Here is a 14,561-nt window from a genome sequence, read left to right as displayed (position 1 = left end):
CGATGGCCTGGATGCCGATTCACACGCCAGGTTTATCGATCCGCTCGACGACGGCGAACTCACCCTCCGGCCGGAACCAGACGATCGTGCCGAGAGTGAGGTTGGCGACGCTTTGGTTCGTGTCGATGGGCCAGCGGAGCGCGCCGTCCCAGACGTCCGCTGCGCCGTTGTACACGGCCGTGATTTGTCCCCAGCGCGGCCGGTCAGAGTGATCGGCCTCGTTCAGCGCTTCGGCGTTCGCGATCTCCATCTCGGCTTGGCTGATGCACTCGCCGCGGTCGGCGCTGTCGAGTGCTTCGCGCGTACGCTGAAAGCGCTCATCAATGAGCCGGTTTGCGTCGTCCATAGCCTCGTGGTTGTTGCGCAGCCATTCTTCTTCACGGCTCTCAGCCGTCGCGTCATCGAGGCTCTCGTTCAGTCGCCGCTCGCGCCGCATCTGACCGGCCGCGCCGCGCATCGCGTTGATCTTGTCAGCATCCGGCTGCGCCAGGATTTCCTGGACGAGCTCGCGGAACGCGATGCGCGCCTTAACATGCGCCAGTATGTCATCCATGGAGATGTTGCGGTCCGGGCTGTTCACGCCCTCCTGGATCGCTTCTGTCATCCACTCCTGCGCCTCGGTCGCGCCATGCGGCTGGACCTCTCCGAGCGCGTTGCGGCGGCGCTTGAGCCGGTCCCGGAACTCTGTGATCAGCTCGGCGTGCCGCTCTTTCGGCCACTTCTCCAGCTCTCTGTCCAGTCGCTTGAACGCGAGCCGACGTTGCATGCGCCATAGGCTTCCCGAATCCTCCGGCAGGAGTGAGATCAGCGTCTGTCTCGCCTCTTCAGAGATCACCGGCGCCCGCTTCAGTTCCGCATCCCAGTCTGTGGGCCGTTCGATCTCTGCCATGACCATGGCCCGGAGCCCCTCGCGCATGATCGCGTTACGCGTGGCCTCGTCTGGCGCGCCGCGCAGAAACTCGGTCAGCGCGTGCCATAGCTCTTCGTTGTTCGCGTTCGGGTGCTCGGTCATCGCCACAACCTTGAATTTGCGAATATGTGTTCAAGGATACAGGCAAGAACCGCGGAGACGAAGCCCCGCCCCAGTAGCCACGGACTGGTTGGCTGTCGAGGTCAAAGGTCGCCAGACCGCCGTTGTCGCTGGCCAATCCGACATCAGCGTCCGGAGTTCCGTCGACAGCTGACGGCGACCATGCATAGGAGAGCTTCGGGATCTGACCCAGAGCGGCCGAATGATCAACAAAGCTCAACCGCGAAAGGCTCTCTGCCTTTCGCGGTTGCGTATAACATGGGTCAGAAATCAATGTCGCTGGGTCAATACCCGACGACCCACGAACCCAAGACCGATTAGCCCAACGCCGAGAAGCCCAAATGTAGCTGGCACAGGAACAGCAGCCGTTGTACCTTCCGGCGCCAAGTTGACGGTCAGTTGCACATCCGCGCTAAAGCTATTTCCGGGAACGATTGCGCCCGAACCGACTTCCAGCAATCCCCGCCATTCATAAATCCCTGCCGGTAAGGGCAACTCGTTGGCGAAAATTAGTGTCGAGCTTGGCTCTGTTTCCAAGTTGATGGAACTAGCACGTATGAATGTATCGTTTGGCAATAATAGGCGAGGCCGATAGGAAAAGAAATCTTTGGCGTTACTAGGGGTCTTTGAATAGTTCGATGCCGAAAATGTAATAGAGCTTATCTCTTCTCCGGCTGGAACCTCGAAGTCAACGAACGGCACCGCAAAGTCCTGGCTTTGAGATGTCCCTCCTCCTGGTGTCGAGGTGATATCAACGCCTACATCGCCAGAAAAAGTGGCGCTATTACCGGAGATCGGGGCCGCGATTGCGCCTGATGGCATTGCCAAGAGCGCAATTGCAGTCAAAGCGTATCTAAGTCCGGCTCTCATTGGAACCTCCTTCGTCGGGTTTGTGAAGCGCCTACCTCGGAGCCTTGGCTCAAGGCTGGCTCGAACTCGATGGTCTACACGCAAGCCGTATGCCACGTCGGAACGTGCAGGAATGTCAGTAGGTTATAAAAAAAGGGGGGTGTCAGGCCAAGCGTTTTGTAAAACAGAGTTTACACCCGGATCTTGTGAAGGTGGGATACTGTAAGAAATCCCGACACCCGTATTGGTGAGCGAAGGTTCGGCCGCTCCTGGCCCATCCCGGAAGACCTGGGTGCACCGTGCGGCAGCCGGTGATCCCCGGATAGCGGACGAACGTGATGAGCGACATGTTCGCGTTCTCCGGCTCGCGATAATGGCGGGTTATAGTTATTTCTCCCGCCCATCCCATCAGCGAGGCTGGATGGCCATTCTGACCAACATTTCCATCAGGAGAGGCCGGACCCGGTCGCCATGCCCGCCAACTGCGGATTATAAGATTAAAAGTTACGCTATTATCATGTCGCTGTGGCCTATTTCCCCTTTTTGATGGTGAGGTTTGCACCCGCGTCTTTGAGCGCTTTGTTAATTTGCGATACGGCCTCGCTGTCGGGGTCAAGCTGCATCATTTGCCCCATCAAAAGTTCGGCCTGAGCTTCCGCTGACAGGGTCTGGGAGAACCGGTCAGCGCGGTCGAGAAGATCCTCGACATCCCGCCGCGGTGGGCGCAACCTAAAGTCTTCTGGCTCCACTTCCATCTTGGCTTGGCCCGAAGCTAGCGGTAACGAAGCTTATGTCTGATCGCTGATGCTGAACGAAGGCATTCCACTGGAACCGGATGTGCCGTCGGTCGATAGGTAGGTCGCGCGATTCTGTGGTGTCGCAAGCACCTTCACCGGTGAGTCAGTCTGCCTGATGAACCGCACTGGCGGCAGGCGGAGACGGACGTAGCCTCGCACCTCAAACAAGGGGGGTCCGCTAGATCCGCCAGGGGCGAGGGGCGAGCTTTGCGAGAAAGCGTTGGGCAGGACTGCGATCAGCGCCGTACCCCCTGGCTCGATCTGGACGTTCCCGTTGGGCAGCGGGAACACGCTGTCACCGACGTTTCCGCCAAACGCGGACGACTGGTTGTTTTGTGTGGCTGTGTCGACGAAAGCCACTGCGTTGCCGGCCACCGTTCGCTGTTGGCGGTTTGGGATGCTCGGAGCCGGTGGTTCGATCACAAAGTCGACTCTGAACTGATATGCGGCGTCCTCAAGGTTAGTTAGTTCCAGGAAGTATCCTTGTAGCACGGTCGCAACGCTGCTCGGTCCGCCCGACCCGGGACCGCTTGGGGCTTGCGGTTTCAAAAGAAGTTCGAAATGAGAAACCTCGGTCATAGCTGCGTCCCCCGATACACTAGCTGGATACAAATGGTCTGATATATGATCCAGCTTGTAAACCACGACTGAAGATCGACGACGCATTACGACGCCGATCGGCGCGCCAACTCTCTGATCGAGAACGGTTATGCAAGCGTGACACCGGTGCCGATACACACCTCACCAGGGACGACTGCGCGGCAGGCAATTACAGAGTACCGGCTAAGACGGTCTGCGAACTGACCGATCACGCCGTCAAATCCGCAGCTGCGCCCGTCCGTCGTCCTCAGCCTCCATCAGCAGCTTCTCCACGTCCGCCCGGGTCCATTGCGGCCCCAGCCGCGCGGCGATCTCGGCAGACGCCACGCCCCTGGCCTGCAAGCTCCCGGTCTCGGCCGCCTGTCGCGCCCGCGCCGCGCGCTTCACGGCGCCGCGCAGCCGGGCCGGATCGCAAATCACCCGCTCGGCGGCCGCCTCGACGCTCACCCCGGCTTCCACGAGTGCGAGCCCATCCTTCAACGGTTGGGTCGACCCGATCCCAGCCTCGGCAAGCTTGCGGCGCACGGTTCTCTGGCTGATCTTGTCGTAACGCGCGATCCCGACAATCGAGTGGCCCCGCCTCCAAAACCTGACCATGCAATCGGGTTCAATACGGCGCACCGGCTTCAGGCGCTTGATGATCTTGTAAATGGTGTTCTCGGAGCGCCCGCAGGTCGTCACCAGGTCCTGAACGGAGGCCCCGGCCAGATAGGCGGACCAGATCCGGGTGCGCTCCTGATCCGAGATGGCTCCGGCGCGGGCCCGCGGCTTCGGCTTCGGACCGGGTCTGTTGGCCTGCCGGGCGCGTTCGAATGCCGTCTTGACCGCCCGGCGCCCCCGCACCGTCTGCCCACAGAAACCCCTGATGGTGTAGACGCCGGACTCTTACAGGCGCAGCAACCGCTTCGTAGAACTGAAATGGGCGCTGGGCCGGGGCGCCCGTCAGACCGTGCGCGCCAGCAATCTTTGCCGGCGAGACGGGTGTGCCCTATCAGGAGACCCTTCATTGACCCCAACACGTTGCGGTGCGGCACACCCGTTAGAACTAATACTATACCGTTTTACGCGCAAAAAATGTATTTACACATGCCTTTGCCCTTATGCGCAGAAACATTGACGAACGGAATGGAAAGATCTTCAGGCAGAACAGACGAGTCCTCTTTCCAAAACCAGCCTTCCGTTCCGTTTCGTCACGCTTCACTGGCGGACTAAAAACACTGGCAAAACGCAACAATAAAGAGTTTTGGCATAAACACGACGACTGACCCATATTCGTTCGTAGGACGCGATGCGTCACGACGACGGAACGCAACGATTAAATTTAAGGCAGAAAAGACGAGGAGTTCGAAGATGAACGAACCCGAGTTTTTGACGACAGAAGAAGTGGCCGAGCGACTTCGTCATTCGTCTCGTCATGTACGCTACTTAATCCAGAGCGAACGCCTGAAGGCAGTGCGCTGCACGGAGGGCGGGCGATGGCTGATACCGTACTCTTCGTATAAACAATATGTCGCGGAGCTTCTCGTTTAGAAGTGGTAGCGGGAATTGTTCCGCAGATGCCGCAGATTGCCGCACTAATACCGAATTTCCAGGAAACGTCCGGATATTTAAAGAACGGGCAGACATACAACGGATCTTTATATGATGTACCGTTTTTTAAAATATCCGCCCTGTTCCGGAGGTTCCGCAACATGCCGCAAACACTTTTATACACCCTTTATATTCACAGGCCACCCCGGAGCGGCAAGGAGGTGCGATGACCGCGAGCCTAGCCGATCTGATCGCCACTGCACACGTCCATCGCCATCAGCTCGGTGACCGGGCAGTTAACAACGTACGCAAAGTTCTGCTCCACATCGCCGAAACAAGAGGCGCACTGCCCGCTGAGGTCACGGCGACCGACGTGCTCAACGCCCATGAAACGCGGAAAGAGGCGATCAGCCCAAAACAGTTCCGGGAAGAACGTACGCATCTGGAACGGCTTCTGGATCTCGATCCCATCCCCGATGCGCTCGCCGACCGCGTCTTTAAGGGCGAGGCCACGCTTGCCGATGCGTGGACCGCTTTGGAACTCCAGCCATGGGCCGAGAGTGCGCTCCGTCCGCGGCGCTCGGCGTTGAAGAAAGTCATCCACACCTTAAGCATGAGCCGAGACGGCCGCGATCTTCCAGCCAACATGAAGGCGTTGGAGAGCCGGCTGAAAACGCTCCGACACACCGACTTGGGGGTCGCCAAAGCCAGCGCCGCAACGATCACGAGCCACGTACGCGGTGCGGTCGCCCTCGTCGATTTAAACAGTCAACAAAGGCTTCAGAAGTCGATGTTGACGGGCGATTGGGCCGCGCTTGTCGCCGAGATCCGCTCATATTCTACAGGAGGTCGCCGCGGGCTCGGCCACTTTGAAGCCAAGATCTGGCCGCTCGTCGAGTATTGCTTCCGCCACGGGATCCCGGCCGCCAACGTGAGTGACGATACGATCCAGGAGCTCTGGACCGACCTAGAAAAGCGGAAAGTCGCCCGGCCGTTCGAGACGGCTCGCGCGACGATCTACGCCTGGGAAGCACTCCAGAGCAAGATCCCGACGTGGCCGGCGACAAAGCTTAACCGCATCCATGCCGATGGGCTGTCGAGTCCACATTCGACATTCTTCCAGCATCTCCCCGATGACTTGAAGGCCGATTGGGCGGCCTACGTGGAAGCGAATTTCGGCGATCGAACCCAGACCGGTTCGGACGTCGATCTTACGGCATTGGTCGTAAGCGCCACCGATAGCGAATACGTCGATCCCTTCGCCGACACCGAGCCCGCTCTTCCGGGACGGCTTCGTAGCAAAGAAAGCGAGCCGAACATGCGAACCGTGATGACCTACGCGGCAAACGCCGCGATACACGATATCGGATTCATGCCACATTGCCTGACGGATCTGCTGAACGAACGGGTGCTGAGACGCACCCTCTCCCGCCAATACCTCCGTCAGCAGCAGCGCGCCCACGCGAAAGGAGAAGCTCGCCCGTCCAAGCGAAACAGCACCCTCAAGTTTACTGTGTCGGTCTTCAAGGCGATCGCCACCGACCTGGGGTTGCCGGACGACCTGGTCGCGGCTTTCGACGGCTATTACGACCGCTTCCACCCGGACGTGACCGGGTGGAAGCGCACGAAAGACGGTCACAAGCGCACCTTCCGGAAACAACGAATCGGCCCCAGGCACGCTCGGATGTTGGATCAGTTCGTCCAACAAGGAGGTGACGCAAAACTTCTCGCTTGGTGGCGGCTACCTGAAGGTCTCCTGGGCCACGTCCGGAAGCGGCTCTCCGCTGTCGGCGACCCGGCGCTGCTCAGCGACAAAGAACTGAACGACGCAAACACTGCCGTCGTCGCCGGCATACTTCGTGGCAACCCGCTCCGCCGGGAAAACATCGCCGAGCTTCGGATTGGTGCGCCTGGAACCGGGTTAGAGCCCAATCTTCGGATCCCCGAAGATCCAAAGGGCCATGCGCGCATCTGGCTGTCAGCCACCGAGGTCAAGAACCAGCGCGAAACCACTGTGATCGTCACCCAATTCGCGACCGAGGCTCTTCGTTTCTATCGCGACTGGATCCGCCCCGAGGTCATGCGGCGGCGCGGAAGCGATCCCCAAAACCCATATCTCTTTCCGACGGCCGGTATGACCGAAAGACCCCATACAAAACACGCGCGCGACTACCATAACCGCGCGTGGCAGGCAGGCTTTTGGCTCGACCTTCACGCGAACCGACACCTCACCGCCAAGTTAGTGCTCGATCAGGATCCATCGGCGATGGATATTGTCCAGAAGGTACTTGGTCATACGAAAAAAGAAACCACGGAGGCCTACTACGCGGAAATCAACGACCTCCTCGCACAGAAGACGTTCCAGGAGCTTCTGGGGGCGTTTACGGCAGATCTTGCGGACGCTCTACGGTTAAACTTACAGAAGGCGCCCTCATGACTGTTATCTATGAAACGACCTCTGAAGGTGTAGCGTCCGATTGCGCGTCTTGGCCCGAAGCCGAACAAGCCGTTTGGCGCGCCCTGTTCGATCCCGACGATCCAGAGACATTCCGGCGCTGGGCGCGCCGACGTGAAAAGCCCTGGTCCCGCCCCCGGCAGTACAACGTTGCGGGCGTTTACACCCGCTATCTCCGCTGTGTTCGCGCCCACGCCTTGCCGGAGGCCATCCACCCCGAGGGTGTGCGCGCTTTCGTGGCCGAGCTTCAAGCCCGTTGCCAACCGCACACTGTCCACAGCCAAGTCTGCATGCTGGCTTCGATCGCTCATCTACTGCATCCGAACGACGATTGGTCCTGGCTAACCGACACGTGCAGAAACCTGGATCGTGTCGGGCGAAACACACCAAAAAGGAAAAACGCGGGCGGTAAACTCCTCAACGCACACGATCTTTACGCGACCGGGATCGCGCTGATGATCGAGGCGATGGAAAGCGGCGGCGTGACGTGGGCAGAAATCCAGACGTATCGGGACGGTCTCTGGCTCGCCCTGGGAACTGTATGCCCAGAACGCCGGCGCGCGCTGGAAACCCTGACAGTGGACAACGTCCGGGTTGATGCCGGACTTCTGGATGTCCCAGCAGATGTCATGAAGACCGGCGAAGCGAGCCGACGCCGGTTACCCGCGGTGATCGCCGAAGCGATCCGAACCTGGCTGACCGTGTACCGGGCTGCTTACGCGCCAAACCACAACGGTTTCTGGATCGTGAAGGGCGGCACTCCCGTCCGCCCGGGGACGATGTACCCGGCAATGAAGAAGGTGACCCGGGAACGCCTCGGTATCGCAGTTTCTCCTCACCGACTACGCGATGCCGGCGCGACCTTTATCGCCGAAGAAATGCCGGAGAACGCCAACTTGGCAAGCACCCTTCTCAAGCACCGCACGGAGGCCATGACACGAATCTACCAAGAGCAGGCTCAGCAGATCGAAGCGTCGAAGCGCTTTGCGCAATATGTTCAGGCGTACATGCACTCTCTCAATAACCACGATACGTCATAATGCCACTTGTTTACATCATAGATTTGTTATAACTCCAACTATATGGCACATATCTCGTCTGATAAGAGAATGTGAGATATCTAAATTCACCGGGAATTGCGGACATGCGCGCTCAATATCCGAGTTAACCGCATCGATAACATTGTCAAAATCTTCAGCCCCCGGCTCGACTGTCTTAAATTGCTTTAAATAGCTAAAAATCACGAGGCCAAATGAGAGTCGACCGCCACTTTCAATCCGAATATGATCGAGCAGCTTTTGATTCCGATTAAAAGCGGTAATAACCTCACGTAAAGTATCGGGTCTGTTCACGCACTCGATGATAAGATCCGATTCGCCGAAATCGATCAGCAGATCCTTACAACTATACGAATATTGTTTCCAACCGTAATATTCCTTTAATTTGATGCCATGTACTGGGCTCAATAAATGTATATTGGTTTCATGATGGGACTGAACATTTGGGAATTCGTCTATTGTGTATTTTTCAATGGTGCGCTCAGCTTCACGACGAAGATCCGACTGATTGCTAGGCATTTTGGGGGTGGCGAATTTCGATTCGGACAAAGAAATATAATCTATAATGGAATCTATAATCGCATCTGTGGAAATATGACCCGGATCGATTTTGCTGGTCATCATAGCGTTATCCCTCCACATTGGTGCGGTTCAAATCGAGCGCGACACCCCAGCCTCGAGCTCCAGTAATTCACCACTGAGCTAATAGATAACGGTGGCATGGCCTTGGAATCTCTGTGCCCGAGGCGTTGCGATCTCGGAAGTGTAAACGGAGGTCAAGCTATGAGTGAGTCGTCGCACGTCCTGATGCCGTCGTTCAACCTGACAGTCGATCGAATTCGGAGCTGCGCCCACTGCGGGGCAACGCCCCGCCGCAGCTGGTCACGACCCGCGACGCGCGATGAGGCCAGCCAGTTTCACCTTACTCCGATGGGGGGAAACCCGCGCGACCGGGTGGCCGCCTTCTGCGTCCTGCAACTCCTGCCCGGGATCGGGCCGGCAACGGCGCGTCAGATCCATGCAGCCGTCGAGACGCAACCGGACCTCGCGGCGGCGCTGGAGACCGCTCAGCCGCCCGGTCAAGCGCAAGCGGAATGTCGGCCCCCACCGAGACGTACGCCCGCCTACGCGACACAGAGAGGCCGTGGATGGATCGGCCAGGGCTGGCTCAGACTCATTTAGACCGGCTTCACGACAACCCGCAGGACCGTATGCGCGATCCCGGCCAACTCGAAATGATCGCCCAGGGTTACCCGGACCGCGGGCGGTTCCTGACCGATGTCGACCTCGACCCACTGGAAAGCGCGGGGCCGGCGCCCCGAGCCAGGACGACGACTGGCTGGTGATGTCAGCCATCCACTCCGTGAAGGGCCCGGCGTACCGTGCCGTCTTCGTGCTGAATGTCGTTGACGGCTGCTTCCCGACCGACATGGCGACCGGCACGGCAGAGGGCATCGAGGAGAACGCCGGCTGCTCTACGTCGCCATGACCCGGGCCCGGGACGAGCTCCACCTGCTGCAGCCGCAGCGCTTCTACCGGCAGAACCAGGGCCGGCACAGCGACGGCCACGCTCTGGCGCCGGCGAGCCGGTTTCTGACCGACGCGGTCGTCGCGTTTTCGAGCGGCGTGCGCACGGGCCGGCCGACGAGCCGGAGGCGTCCGAGGCCGCGGGCGCATCGCAGCCGGCGCGAGCCCGATTTGCCTAGCCCGCGATCGGCCTGAAGAAGCCGGCGCCGAAGGCGACAGCTTCCTCCAGGGTAAAGGTCGTGCGCGCCTCGGGGTCCTCTTTCGCCCACATCTCCGATACCGGCCCATCGGCCAGGAAAACCATCTGCAAACACATACTATGCGCCGCGTGGCCCGACGGGTTCTGCCATTTCACCCCAACGCGGACATCGGCGGACGGCTCGGCGAGCTGGATCGTCTCATCGCGCTGCTCGATATGGATCGGCTCGCCGGTGACGCCGCAACGCGACGTGATCGTGACCTGGCAGTGGTACATCGGCGCGACCGCGAGCGCGTCCAGCGCGCACATCGCGCTCACGACCGTCCCGTTCAACGCCAGGCGATGCGGGGTCGGTTCGATCGTCATCGGGTAGGCGCCCACGACGCGGGCCCGATCCGCATCGAGTACGACCAGATCGGCATCGCCCAGTTCCCGGATGACATCGGCAACGCGATCGGCACCCACGATCGCGGCCAAGTCATGGTCGGTCGGGGGCTCACCCCGCTCGGCGAGGGCTTGCAGAATCGCACGATGCGCCTGACGCACCGGTTCCGACAGGCGCGCCTGCCGGCTTTGCAGCGGAAGCTGGCTCTCAAGCCGGGCGATCGCGTCCGGGACTTTGCCGCCTGCGGTCACGGCTCACCTACCAATCCATCGTTGCACGGGTATGCTTTTGCTCGAATGTGACCGACCGCGGGCGCCGGTCAAGACAGGCCTTCCTCGCGTTGACATCGAAGACGACGGCGCGGCTCACGGCCAGCCCCTGGCGACGGCCCAGAGGTCAGCACGCCCGCCGCGGTCAGGTCCCGGGTATCTGATCACGCACCTCCACCGCCCACGCCCGGAAACGCGGGGACCGGTATCCCGCCGCTGGTGTTCGCGCGCCGACGCTGATGGCGGCGGCCGGCCCCTCACGCGTCGTCACGGTTGCGTGACGTGTGATGCCGCGCACGCCCTGCGACGCGCGGATGCTGGCACATGGATCGGGCGACATGCCGGGAGGCCCCCGGCCCACCCTGGAACGACACGCCAAGCAACCCGAAGGAGGCGTCATCATGTCCATCGCCACCGCCCCGAACGCCGCCCGGATCGATATCCGCTCCGGCACCGCTCTCGCGATCGCCGCCGTCGCCGCGCTCATCGCCTGGGAGATCTTCGCCCGTGCGATCGCGCCCGCCTGGATCGGCGGCCCGCTGCAGCCGACCGGCCTGGCGAAAAGCCTGTTCGCTAACGTTCTTGGCCTGCCGATCGGCCAGGCGGCGGCGCAGACGGTACACATCGCCACCGGCCTGATCGCCTACCCGGCGGCCTACGCACTCATCACCCGGTTCAAGAGCCTGGGCTGGATCGCCGACGGCGCGATCGTGGGCATCGCCACCTGGTTCTTCGCCGTCGGCATCGTCGCTCCGGCCGCCGGCATGCCGTTCCTGCTGGGCATGAGCGCCATGACCTCGGCGGCGCTGACCGGACACCTAGTCTACGGCCTGGCGCTCACCGGCGGCTTTACGCTCGCGCGCAAGCGTCTGCCATAAACCTTCACACGTAACCGCATGTTCGCCTGCGGGCCGGCGGAGGGTATACCTGCCCTGCCGCCGGCCCGTGCCTTTGTGGATCGGCCACACCCGGTGTGCACGCCGCCAGAAAGGCCTCCACGGCTGTACCGTGACGGCCGGGGGCGCGGGGGCGCGGGCCTGATGTCGACGCTCAGCGCCCGCGACCGTGCGACAGGTGGCCCTGGACACCCCGATACCGACCGACGCATCGCCGCAAAGGGGGAGGTTCCCGGGCGGCTCGGCGGCGACATGCCGGTGTGGGGCGCTTGTCGGTAATGTCGGGATGCTCAACTCAATCGGGCAGAGCGCGCACGGGCTCGTAAGCACTCGGCGGCTGCCCCCCGTCCAACACGTCGACGATGTAGGACCAGTGATCGAGCAACCAGGCCTGCCCGGCGATCGTACGACCGCGGTGGTCGACGATCGCCTCCGGGAAAAGATCGCCCGCTTGCATCCGCCGCACCTGGAAGCGCACCGCCCCGTCGAGGGTTTCGAACGACCGTTCCGCCGGCGCCCGCTGACCACGGACATAGTACGTCGCGATATACGTCGTCATAGCTGTACGATCTCGGTGTGGGCGCCCCTCGGTGTCCCGGCCAGGGCCCCAACGACCTGGTCGGCGGCGACCGCGGCTTCGTGCGCGCTGTCGTTATCGCCGTAACGCGCCGCGTCGTCCGGCTCGGCGGTCCACCGGGCCCCGTCCCAGTACGCGACGCGGTCGCCGGCGATGGCGCGGACGATGAACATGGCTCCTCCCCGCAGGCCGGATGGTTTCGAAACCCGGCGGTATGTAACCGGATCGCGCCCGCGGTCAAAACGCGGCCGGACGAGATGAACGCCGCGCCTGTCGGCATCGTGCCGGTATCGCGGCGGCCAAGCTCCGGCGCGCGCGGACTGACGCACCGGGTAGGCGCGTCGGGGCGGCGCATTGCTCCCGGTCACACGGGCGCGCTGCGGCACCGGCAGCGGCTGGGGAGCCTGCGCGTTTACGTGCCCCCTGTCCCCGGATCATCGTCGCCCTTTCGGGCATGCGCGTCGCCGCGGGCTTCCGCCAGGGCGCGTTCCCGGGCGTCGAGCTCTTCCCGGGTGCGCTCGAGCTGCGTCTCCGCGCGCACGGCGCGGTCCTGCGCCGCGTCGCGCGCCTTTTCGGCGCGCTCGGCACGCGTCTCCGCCTGGCTTTGTGCCTGTTCGGCGGCCTCGGCCCGGGCATCGGCGCGGTCGGCCCGGCTGACCGCCTGGTCCTTGGCCTCCTCCGCCTGCCGGGCGTCCTGTCGGGCCTGGTCCAGCGCCTGGCGCGTCTCCTGCTCGCGCGCTTCCGCGGCCGCCCGGCCCTGCTCCGCCTGCTGGCGCCCCTGCTCCGCCGTCTGCGCCCGCGTCTCCGCCTCCTGCCGGGCCTCTTCGGCGGCGGCGCGGGCCTCGTCGACCTGCTGCGCGCGTTGCTCGGCATCGCGCCGGGCCCGCTCGGCCGTCTCTTGCGCGCGCTGCGCCGCGTCGCGCGCCTCTTCGGCCGCGCTCAGGCGTTCCTGCAGGTCCGCGATCTGGCCATTCAGCGTGGCGACCTCGTCTTCGTAGCCCGCGGATTCCTCCGCGATCTGATCCCGCTCCGCCGTGATCGCATCCAGACGCTCCTGCAGGCGCTCCTGGGCATCGCGATGCTCCTGGCGCTCGCGTTCGCGGGCGGCTTCCTGACGGTGGCGCTCGTCGGCCACCGCCGCATCGATCTGGCGGACGATCGATTGGCCCAGCTCATCGAGGGTGGCCTTGGCGCCGTCCAGGTGCTGGCGGATCGCATCCGGCACCGGCCCAGCCTCCCGTCGCGGGCCTTCCAGGACGTCGGCCTGATGATCGGCCAGCTCGGCGCGCTTCGCTTCGAGGTACGGGCGCAGGTGCCGGCTGACGGACGTGTTCGAGCCGCCGCCGATGCGATCGCGGACCGCCTGCACAGTGATCCGATCGAGCGGGGTGCCCTCCTCGAGAAGGGCATCGACCGCCTGTTGAACAGCATCCTCACTCGCTTTTGCCGGCTGCGGCATCCCCACCTCCCGATCGGTTCATTGTTGCATCGATGCGTACGATGTGTAAGATATATTGCGTTCAACGTTACGTGTCAACAAATGCTCTCAACGCATCGGGAGATGATCGGATGAGCGACACGACGGATGACAGCGATACGGCAGCCGCGTTGCGGCGCGGGGACCTGGTCGTGCTGGAGCGGGTCGAGCCAGCGCGCAACGCGTATCGGGCTTATCGCCTTGCGGTTTGGCCGGACCTATTTGCCGGCGCGGTCCTGGTACGCGAATGGGGACGGATCGGGGCCGGCGGACGACTGCGATTGGAGCCGTTTCCGGATGCGGTAGCAGCAGCTGACGCTGGCGCAGCACTGGCACGCTTGAAGAAAAAGCGCGGGTACGCGGTAATCATCGCGATGACGGGACAGACCGAGCAGCAGCTGACCGAGACCAATATCCCGGAGCTGAACCGGGTCCGGAAAACCGACATCACGTTCGCCGGCGCGAGGGAATAGGTAACTTCTATCTACGTCGTCTTGAACGCCAAGGTGGCCGAGTGGAATCGCAAGGACACGTTCCTATGCATCGCCCGGACGGCTCGGCCGCCCGAGCTTTTGCATGGCCTACCGCCTGGAGGTTCGACCCTACGGCCTACGGAGTGACCATGCCACCGAGTGCACGGCCCATCGGATCGCTAAGGAACTCGCGCGCGTCACACTCCCTCATTATCGAGCATATCCTTGATCGCCGCCTCGGTCAGCGCCTGCACCGGTCGGCGCTTGCGTGCCTTCAGCAACATCAAGCGCTCGTAATCCAACGCGCTCACCTTGACCGTTAGCGCCACACGCGGATCGCGCTCCGGGGTTTCCGTCGGCGCCGCTTCCGGCTTCTCCGCCGGGGTGTCGGCCTGGCCGGGGGCGCGGATCTGAACGTTGGGTTTTTTGGCCATCTACG

The 14,561-nt window shown here is 62.2% G+C and carries 17 protein-coding genes; 6 read left to right on the top strand and 11 right to left on the bottom strand.

Going from position 1 to position 14,561, the window contains the following annotated elements; all coding sequences use genetic code 11:
* Window positions 1-19: 19 nt before the first annotated feature.
* The 5 genes from CKO28_RS16275 to CKO28_RS16255 all read right to left on the bottom strand — a co-directional run bounded on the left by CKO28_RS16275 (window position 20) and on the right by CKO28_RS16255 (window position 4,119).
* Complete coding sequence (locus CKO28_RS16275) at window positions 20-1,012, bottom strand: hypothetical protein (RefSeq protein ID WP_200341863.1); 993 nt, start codon at window positions 1,010-1,012, stop codon at window positions 20-22.
* A gap of 288 nt (window positions 1,013-1,300) precedes the next feature.
* Complete coding sequence (locus CKO28_RS16270) at window positions 1,301-1,900, bottom strand: PEP-CTERM sorting domain-containing protein (RefSeq protein WP_200341862.1); 600 nt, start codon at window positions 1,898-1,900, stop codon at window positions 1,301-1,303.
* Between the two features lie 509 nt (window positions 1,901-2,409).
* Window positions 2,410-2,634, bottom strand: coding sequence for a hypothetical protein (locus tag CKO28_RS16265; RefSeq protein ID WP_200341861.1), 225 nt, complete (start codon window positions 2,632-2,634; stop codon window positions 2,410-2,412).
* A gap of 33 nt (window positions 2,635-2,667) precedes the next feature.
* Window positions 2,668-3,255 carry a hypothetical protein gene (locus CKO28_RS16260; RefSeq protein WP_200341860.1) on the bottom strand — a complete coding sequence of 196 codons (588 nt, stop codon included), beginning with the start codon at window positions 3,253-3,255 and terminating at the stop codon, window positions 2,668-2,670.
* Window positions 3,256-3,492: 237 nt separating this feature from the next.
* On the bottom strand, window positions 3,493-4,119 hold the full coding sequence (locus CKO28_RS16255) for a hypothetical protein (RefSeq protein WP_200341859.1): 627 nt from the start codon (window positions 4,117-4,119) through the stop codon (window positions 3,493-3,495).
* Window positions 4,120-4,626: 507 nt separating this feature from the next.
* On the opposite strand from CKO28_RS16255, the gene CKO28_RS29355 reads away from it, so the two are divergent.
* The 3 genes from CKO28_RS29355 (at window position 4,627) to CKO28_RS16240 (ending at window position 8,301) form a co-directional block, all read left to right on the top strand.
* Window positions 4,627-4,806: a helix-turn-helix domain-containing protein gene (locus CKO28_RS29355; RefSeq protein WP_200341858.1), complete on the top strand. Its 180-nt coding sequence runs from the start codon at window positions 4,627-4,629 to the stop codon at window positions 4,804-4,806.
* Between the two features lie 226 nt (window positions 4,807-5,032).
* Entirely contained in the window at window positions 5,033-7,243 is a 2,211-nt protein-coding gene (locus tag CKO28_RS16245) for a site-specific integrase (protein WP_200341857.1), read from the top strand.
* A complete protein-coding gene (locus tag CKO28_RS16240) occupies window positions 7,240-8,301 on the top strand; it encodes a tyrosine-type recombinase/integrase (protein ID WP_200341856.1) in 1,062 nt (353 codons plus the stop codon). Before CKO28_RS16245 ends, CKO28_RS16240 begins: the two co-directional genes overlap by 4 nt.
* A 15-nt stretch (window positions 8,302-8,316) precedes the next feature.
* On the opposite strand, the gene CKO28_RS16235 is transcribed toward CKO28_RS16240, so the two are convergent.
* Entirely contained in the window at window positions 8,317-8,940 is a 624-nt protein-coding gene (locus CKO28_RS16235) for a hypothetical protein (protein ID WP_207168844.1), read from the bottom strand.
* Between the two features lie 724 nt (window positions 8,941-9,664).
* Between CKO28_RS16235 and CKO28_RS16230 the strand changes: the two genes are divergently transcribed.
* The gene (locus CKO28_RS16230) at window positions 9,665-9,808 is read left to right on the top strand and encodes a hypothetical protein (RefSeq protein WP_200341854.1); all 144 of its coding nucleotides are present in this window, start codon (window positions 9,665-9,667) and stop codon (window positions 9,806-9,808) included.
* Window positions 9,809-10,021: 213 nt separating this feature from the next.
* On the opposite strand, the gene CKO28_RS16225 is transcribed toward CKO28_RS16230, so the two are convergent.
* Entirely contained in the window at window positions 10,022-10,522 is a 501-nt protein-coding gene (locus tag CKO28_RS16225; protein WP_200341853.1) for an alkylmercury lyase family protein, read from the bottom strand.
* A gap of 578 nt (window positions 10,523-11,100) precedes the next feature.
* On the opposite strand from CKO28_RS16225, the gene CKO28_RS16220 reads away from it, so the two are divergent.
* Entirely contained in the window at window positions 11,101-11,577 is a 477-nt protein-coding gene (locus tag CKO28_RS16220; RefSeq protein ID WP_200341852.1) for a hypothetical protein, read from the top strand.
* Window positions 11,578-11,890: 313 nt separating this feature from the next.
* Here the strand turns inward: CKO28_RS16220 and CKO28_RS16215 are convergent, their stop codons facing one another.
* The 3 genes from CKO28_RS16215 to CKO28_RS16205 all read right to left on the bottom strand — a co-directional run bounded on the left by CKO28_RS16215 (window position 11,891) and on the right by CKO28_RS16205 (window position 13,631).
* Entirely contained in the window at window positions 11,891-12,154 is a 264-nt protein-coding gene (locus tag CKO28_RS16215) for a hypothetical protein (protein ID WP_200341851.1), read from the bottom strand.
* Window positions 12,151-12,345: a hypothetical protein gene (locus CKO28_RS16210; RefSeq protein WP_200341850.1), complete on the bottom strand. Its 195-nt coding sequence runs from the start codon at window positions 12,343-12,345 to the stop codon at window positions 12,151-12,153. The genes CKO28_RS16215 and CKO28_RS16210 overlap by 4 nt, the downstream gene beginning before the upstream one ends.
* 239 nt (window positions 12,346-12,584) lie before the next feature.
* On the bottom strand, window positions 12,585-13,631 hold the full coding sequence (locus CKO28_RS16205) for a DNA-binding protein (protein ID WP_200341849.1): 1,047 nt from the start codon (window positions 13,629-13,631) through the stop codon (window positions 12,585-12,587).
* A 110-nt stretch (window positions 13,632-13,741) separates the two neighbouring features.
* Between CKO28_RS16205 and CKO28_RS16200 the strand changes: the two genes are divergently transcribed.
* Window positions 13,742-14,122, top strand: a complete 381-nt coding sequence (locus CKO28_RS16200; RefSeq protein ID WP_200341848.1) for a WGR domain-containing protein — start codon at window positions 13,742-13,744, stop codon at window positions 14,120-14,122.
* Between the two features lie 197 nt (window positions 14,123-14,319).
* Here the strand turns inward: CKO28_RS16200 and CKO28_RS16195 are convergent, their stop codons facing one another.
* Window positions 14,320-14,556 carry a hypothetical protein gene (locus CKO28_RS16195; protein WP_200341847.1) on the bottom strand — a complete coding sequence of 79 codons (237 nt, stop codon included), beginning with the start codon at window positions 14,554-14,556 and terminating at the stop codon, window positions 14,320-14,322.
* Between the last annotated feature and the right edge of the window lie 5 nt (window positions 14,557-14,561).

The sequence above is a fragment of the Rhodovibrio sodomensis genome, from assembly GCF_016583645.1.
GTDB classification, from domain to species: Bacteria; Pseudomonadota; Alphaproteobacteria; order Kiloniellales; family Rhodovibrionaceae; genus Rhodovibrio; species Rhodovibrio sodomensis.
The sequence above is the reverse complement of the archived record's forward strand: the minus strand, read 5'-3'. Positions and strand labels throughout refer to the sequence as shown.

Excerpts from the sequence above, each read along its gene's own strand:
- CKO28_RS16220 (WP_200341852.1), top strand. The coding sequence starts at position 11,101 with ATGTCCATCGCCACCGCCCCGAACGCCGCCCGGATCGATATCCGCTCC.
- CKO28_RS29355 (WP_200341858.1), top strand. The coding sequence starts at position 4,627 with ATGAACGAACCCGAGTTTTTGACGACAGAAGAAGTGGCCGAGCGACTT.
- CKO28_RS16200 (WP_200341848.1), top strand. The coding sequence starts at position 13,742 with ATGAGCGACACGACGGATGACAGCGATACGGCAGCCGCGTTGCGGCGC.
- CKO28_RS16265 (WP_200341861.1), bottom strand. The coding sequence starts at position 2,634 with ATGGAAGTGGAGCCAGAAGACTTTAGGTTGCGCCCACCGCGGCGGGAT.
- CKO28_RS16240 (WP_200341856.1), top strand. The coding sequence starts at position 7,240 with ATGACTGTTATCTATGAAACGACCTCTGAAGGTGTAGCGTCCGATTGC.
- CKO28_RS16270 (WP_200341862.1), bottom strand. The coding sequence starts at position 1,900 with ATGAGAGCCGGACTTAGATACGCTTTGACTGCAATTGCGCTCTTGGCA.
- CKO28_RS16205 (WP_200341849.1), bottom strand. The coding sequence starts at position 13,631 with ATGCCGCAGCCGGCAAAAGCGAGTGAGGATGCTGTTCAACAGGCGGTC.
- CKO28_RS16245 (WP_200341857.1), top strand. The coding sequence starts at position 5,033 with ATGACCGCGAGCCTAGCCGATCTGATCGCCACTGCACACGTCCATCGC.
- CKO28_RS16275 (WP_200341863.1), bottom strand. The coding sequence starts at position 1,012 with ATGACCGAGCACCCGAACGCGAACAACGAAGAGCTATGGCACGCGCTG.
- CKO28_RS16215 (WP_200341851.1), bottom strand. The coding sequence starts at position 12,154 with ATGACGACGTATATCGCGACGTACTATGTCCGTGGTCAGCGGGCGCCG.
- CKO28_RS16210 (WP_200341850.1), bottom strand. The coding sequence starts at position 12,345 with ATGTTCATCGTCCGCGCCATCGCCGGCGACCGCGTCGCGTACTGGGAC.
- CKO28_RS16230 (WP_200341854.1), top strand. The coding sequence starts at position 9,665 with ATGTCAGCCATCCACTCCGTGAAGGGCCCGGCGTACCGTGCCGTCTTC.
- CKO28_RS16235 (WP_207168844.1), bottom strand. The coding sequence starts at position 8,940 with ATGACCAGCAAAATCGATCCGGGTCATATTTCCACAGATGCGATTATA.
- CKO28_RS16195 (WP_200341847.1), bottom strand. The coding sequence starts at position 14,556 with ATGGCCAAAAAACCCAACGTTCAGATCCGCGCCCCCGGCCAGGCCGAC.
- CKO28_RS16260 (WP_200341860.1), bottom strand. The coding sequence starts at position 3,255 with ATGACCGAGGTTTCTCATTTCGAACTTCTTTTGAAACCGCAAGCCCCA.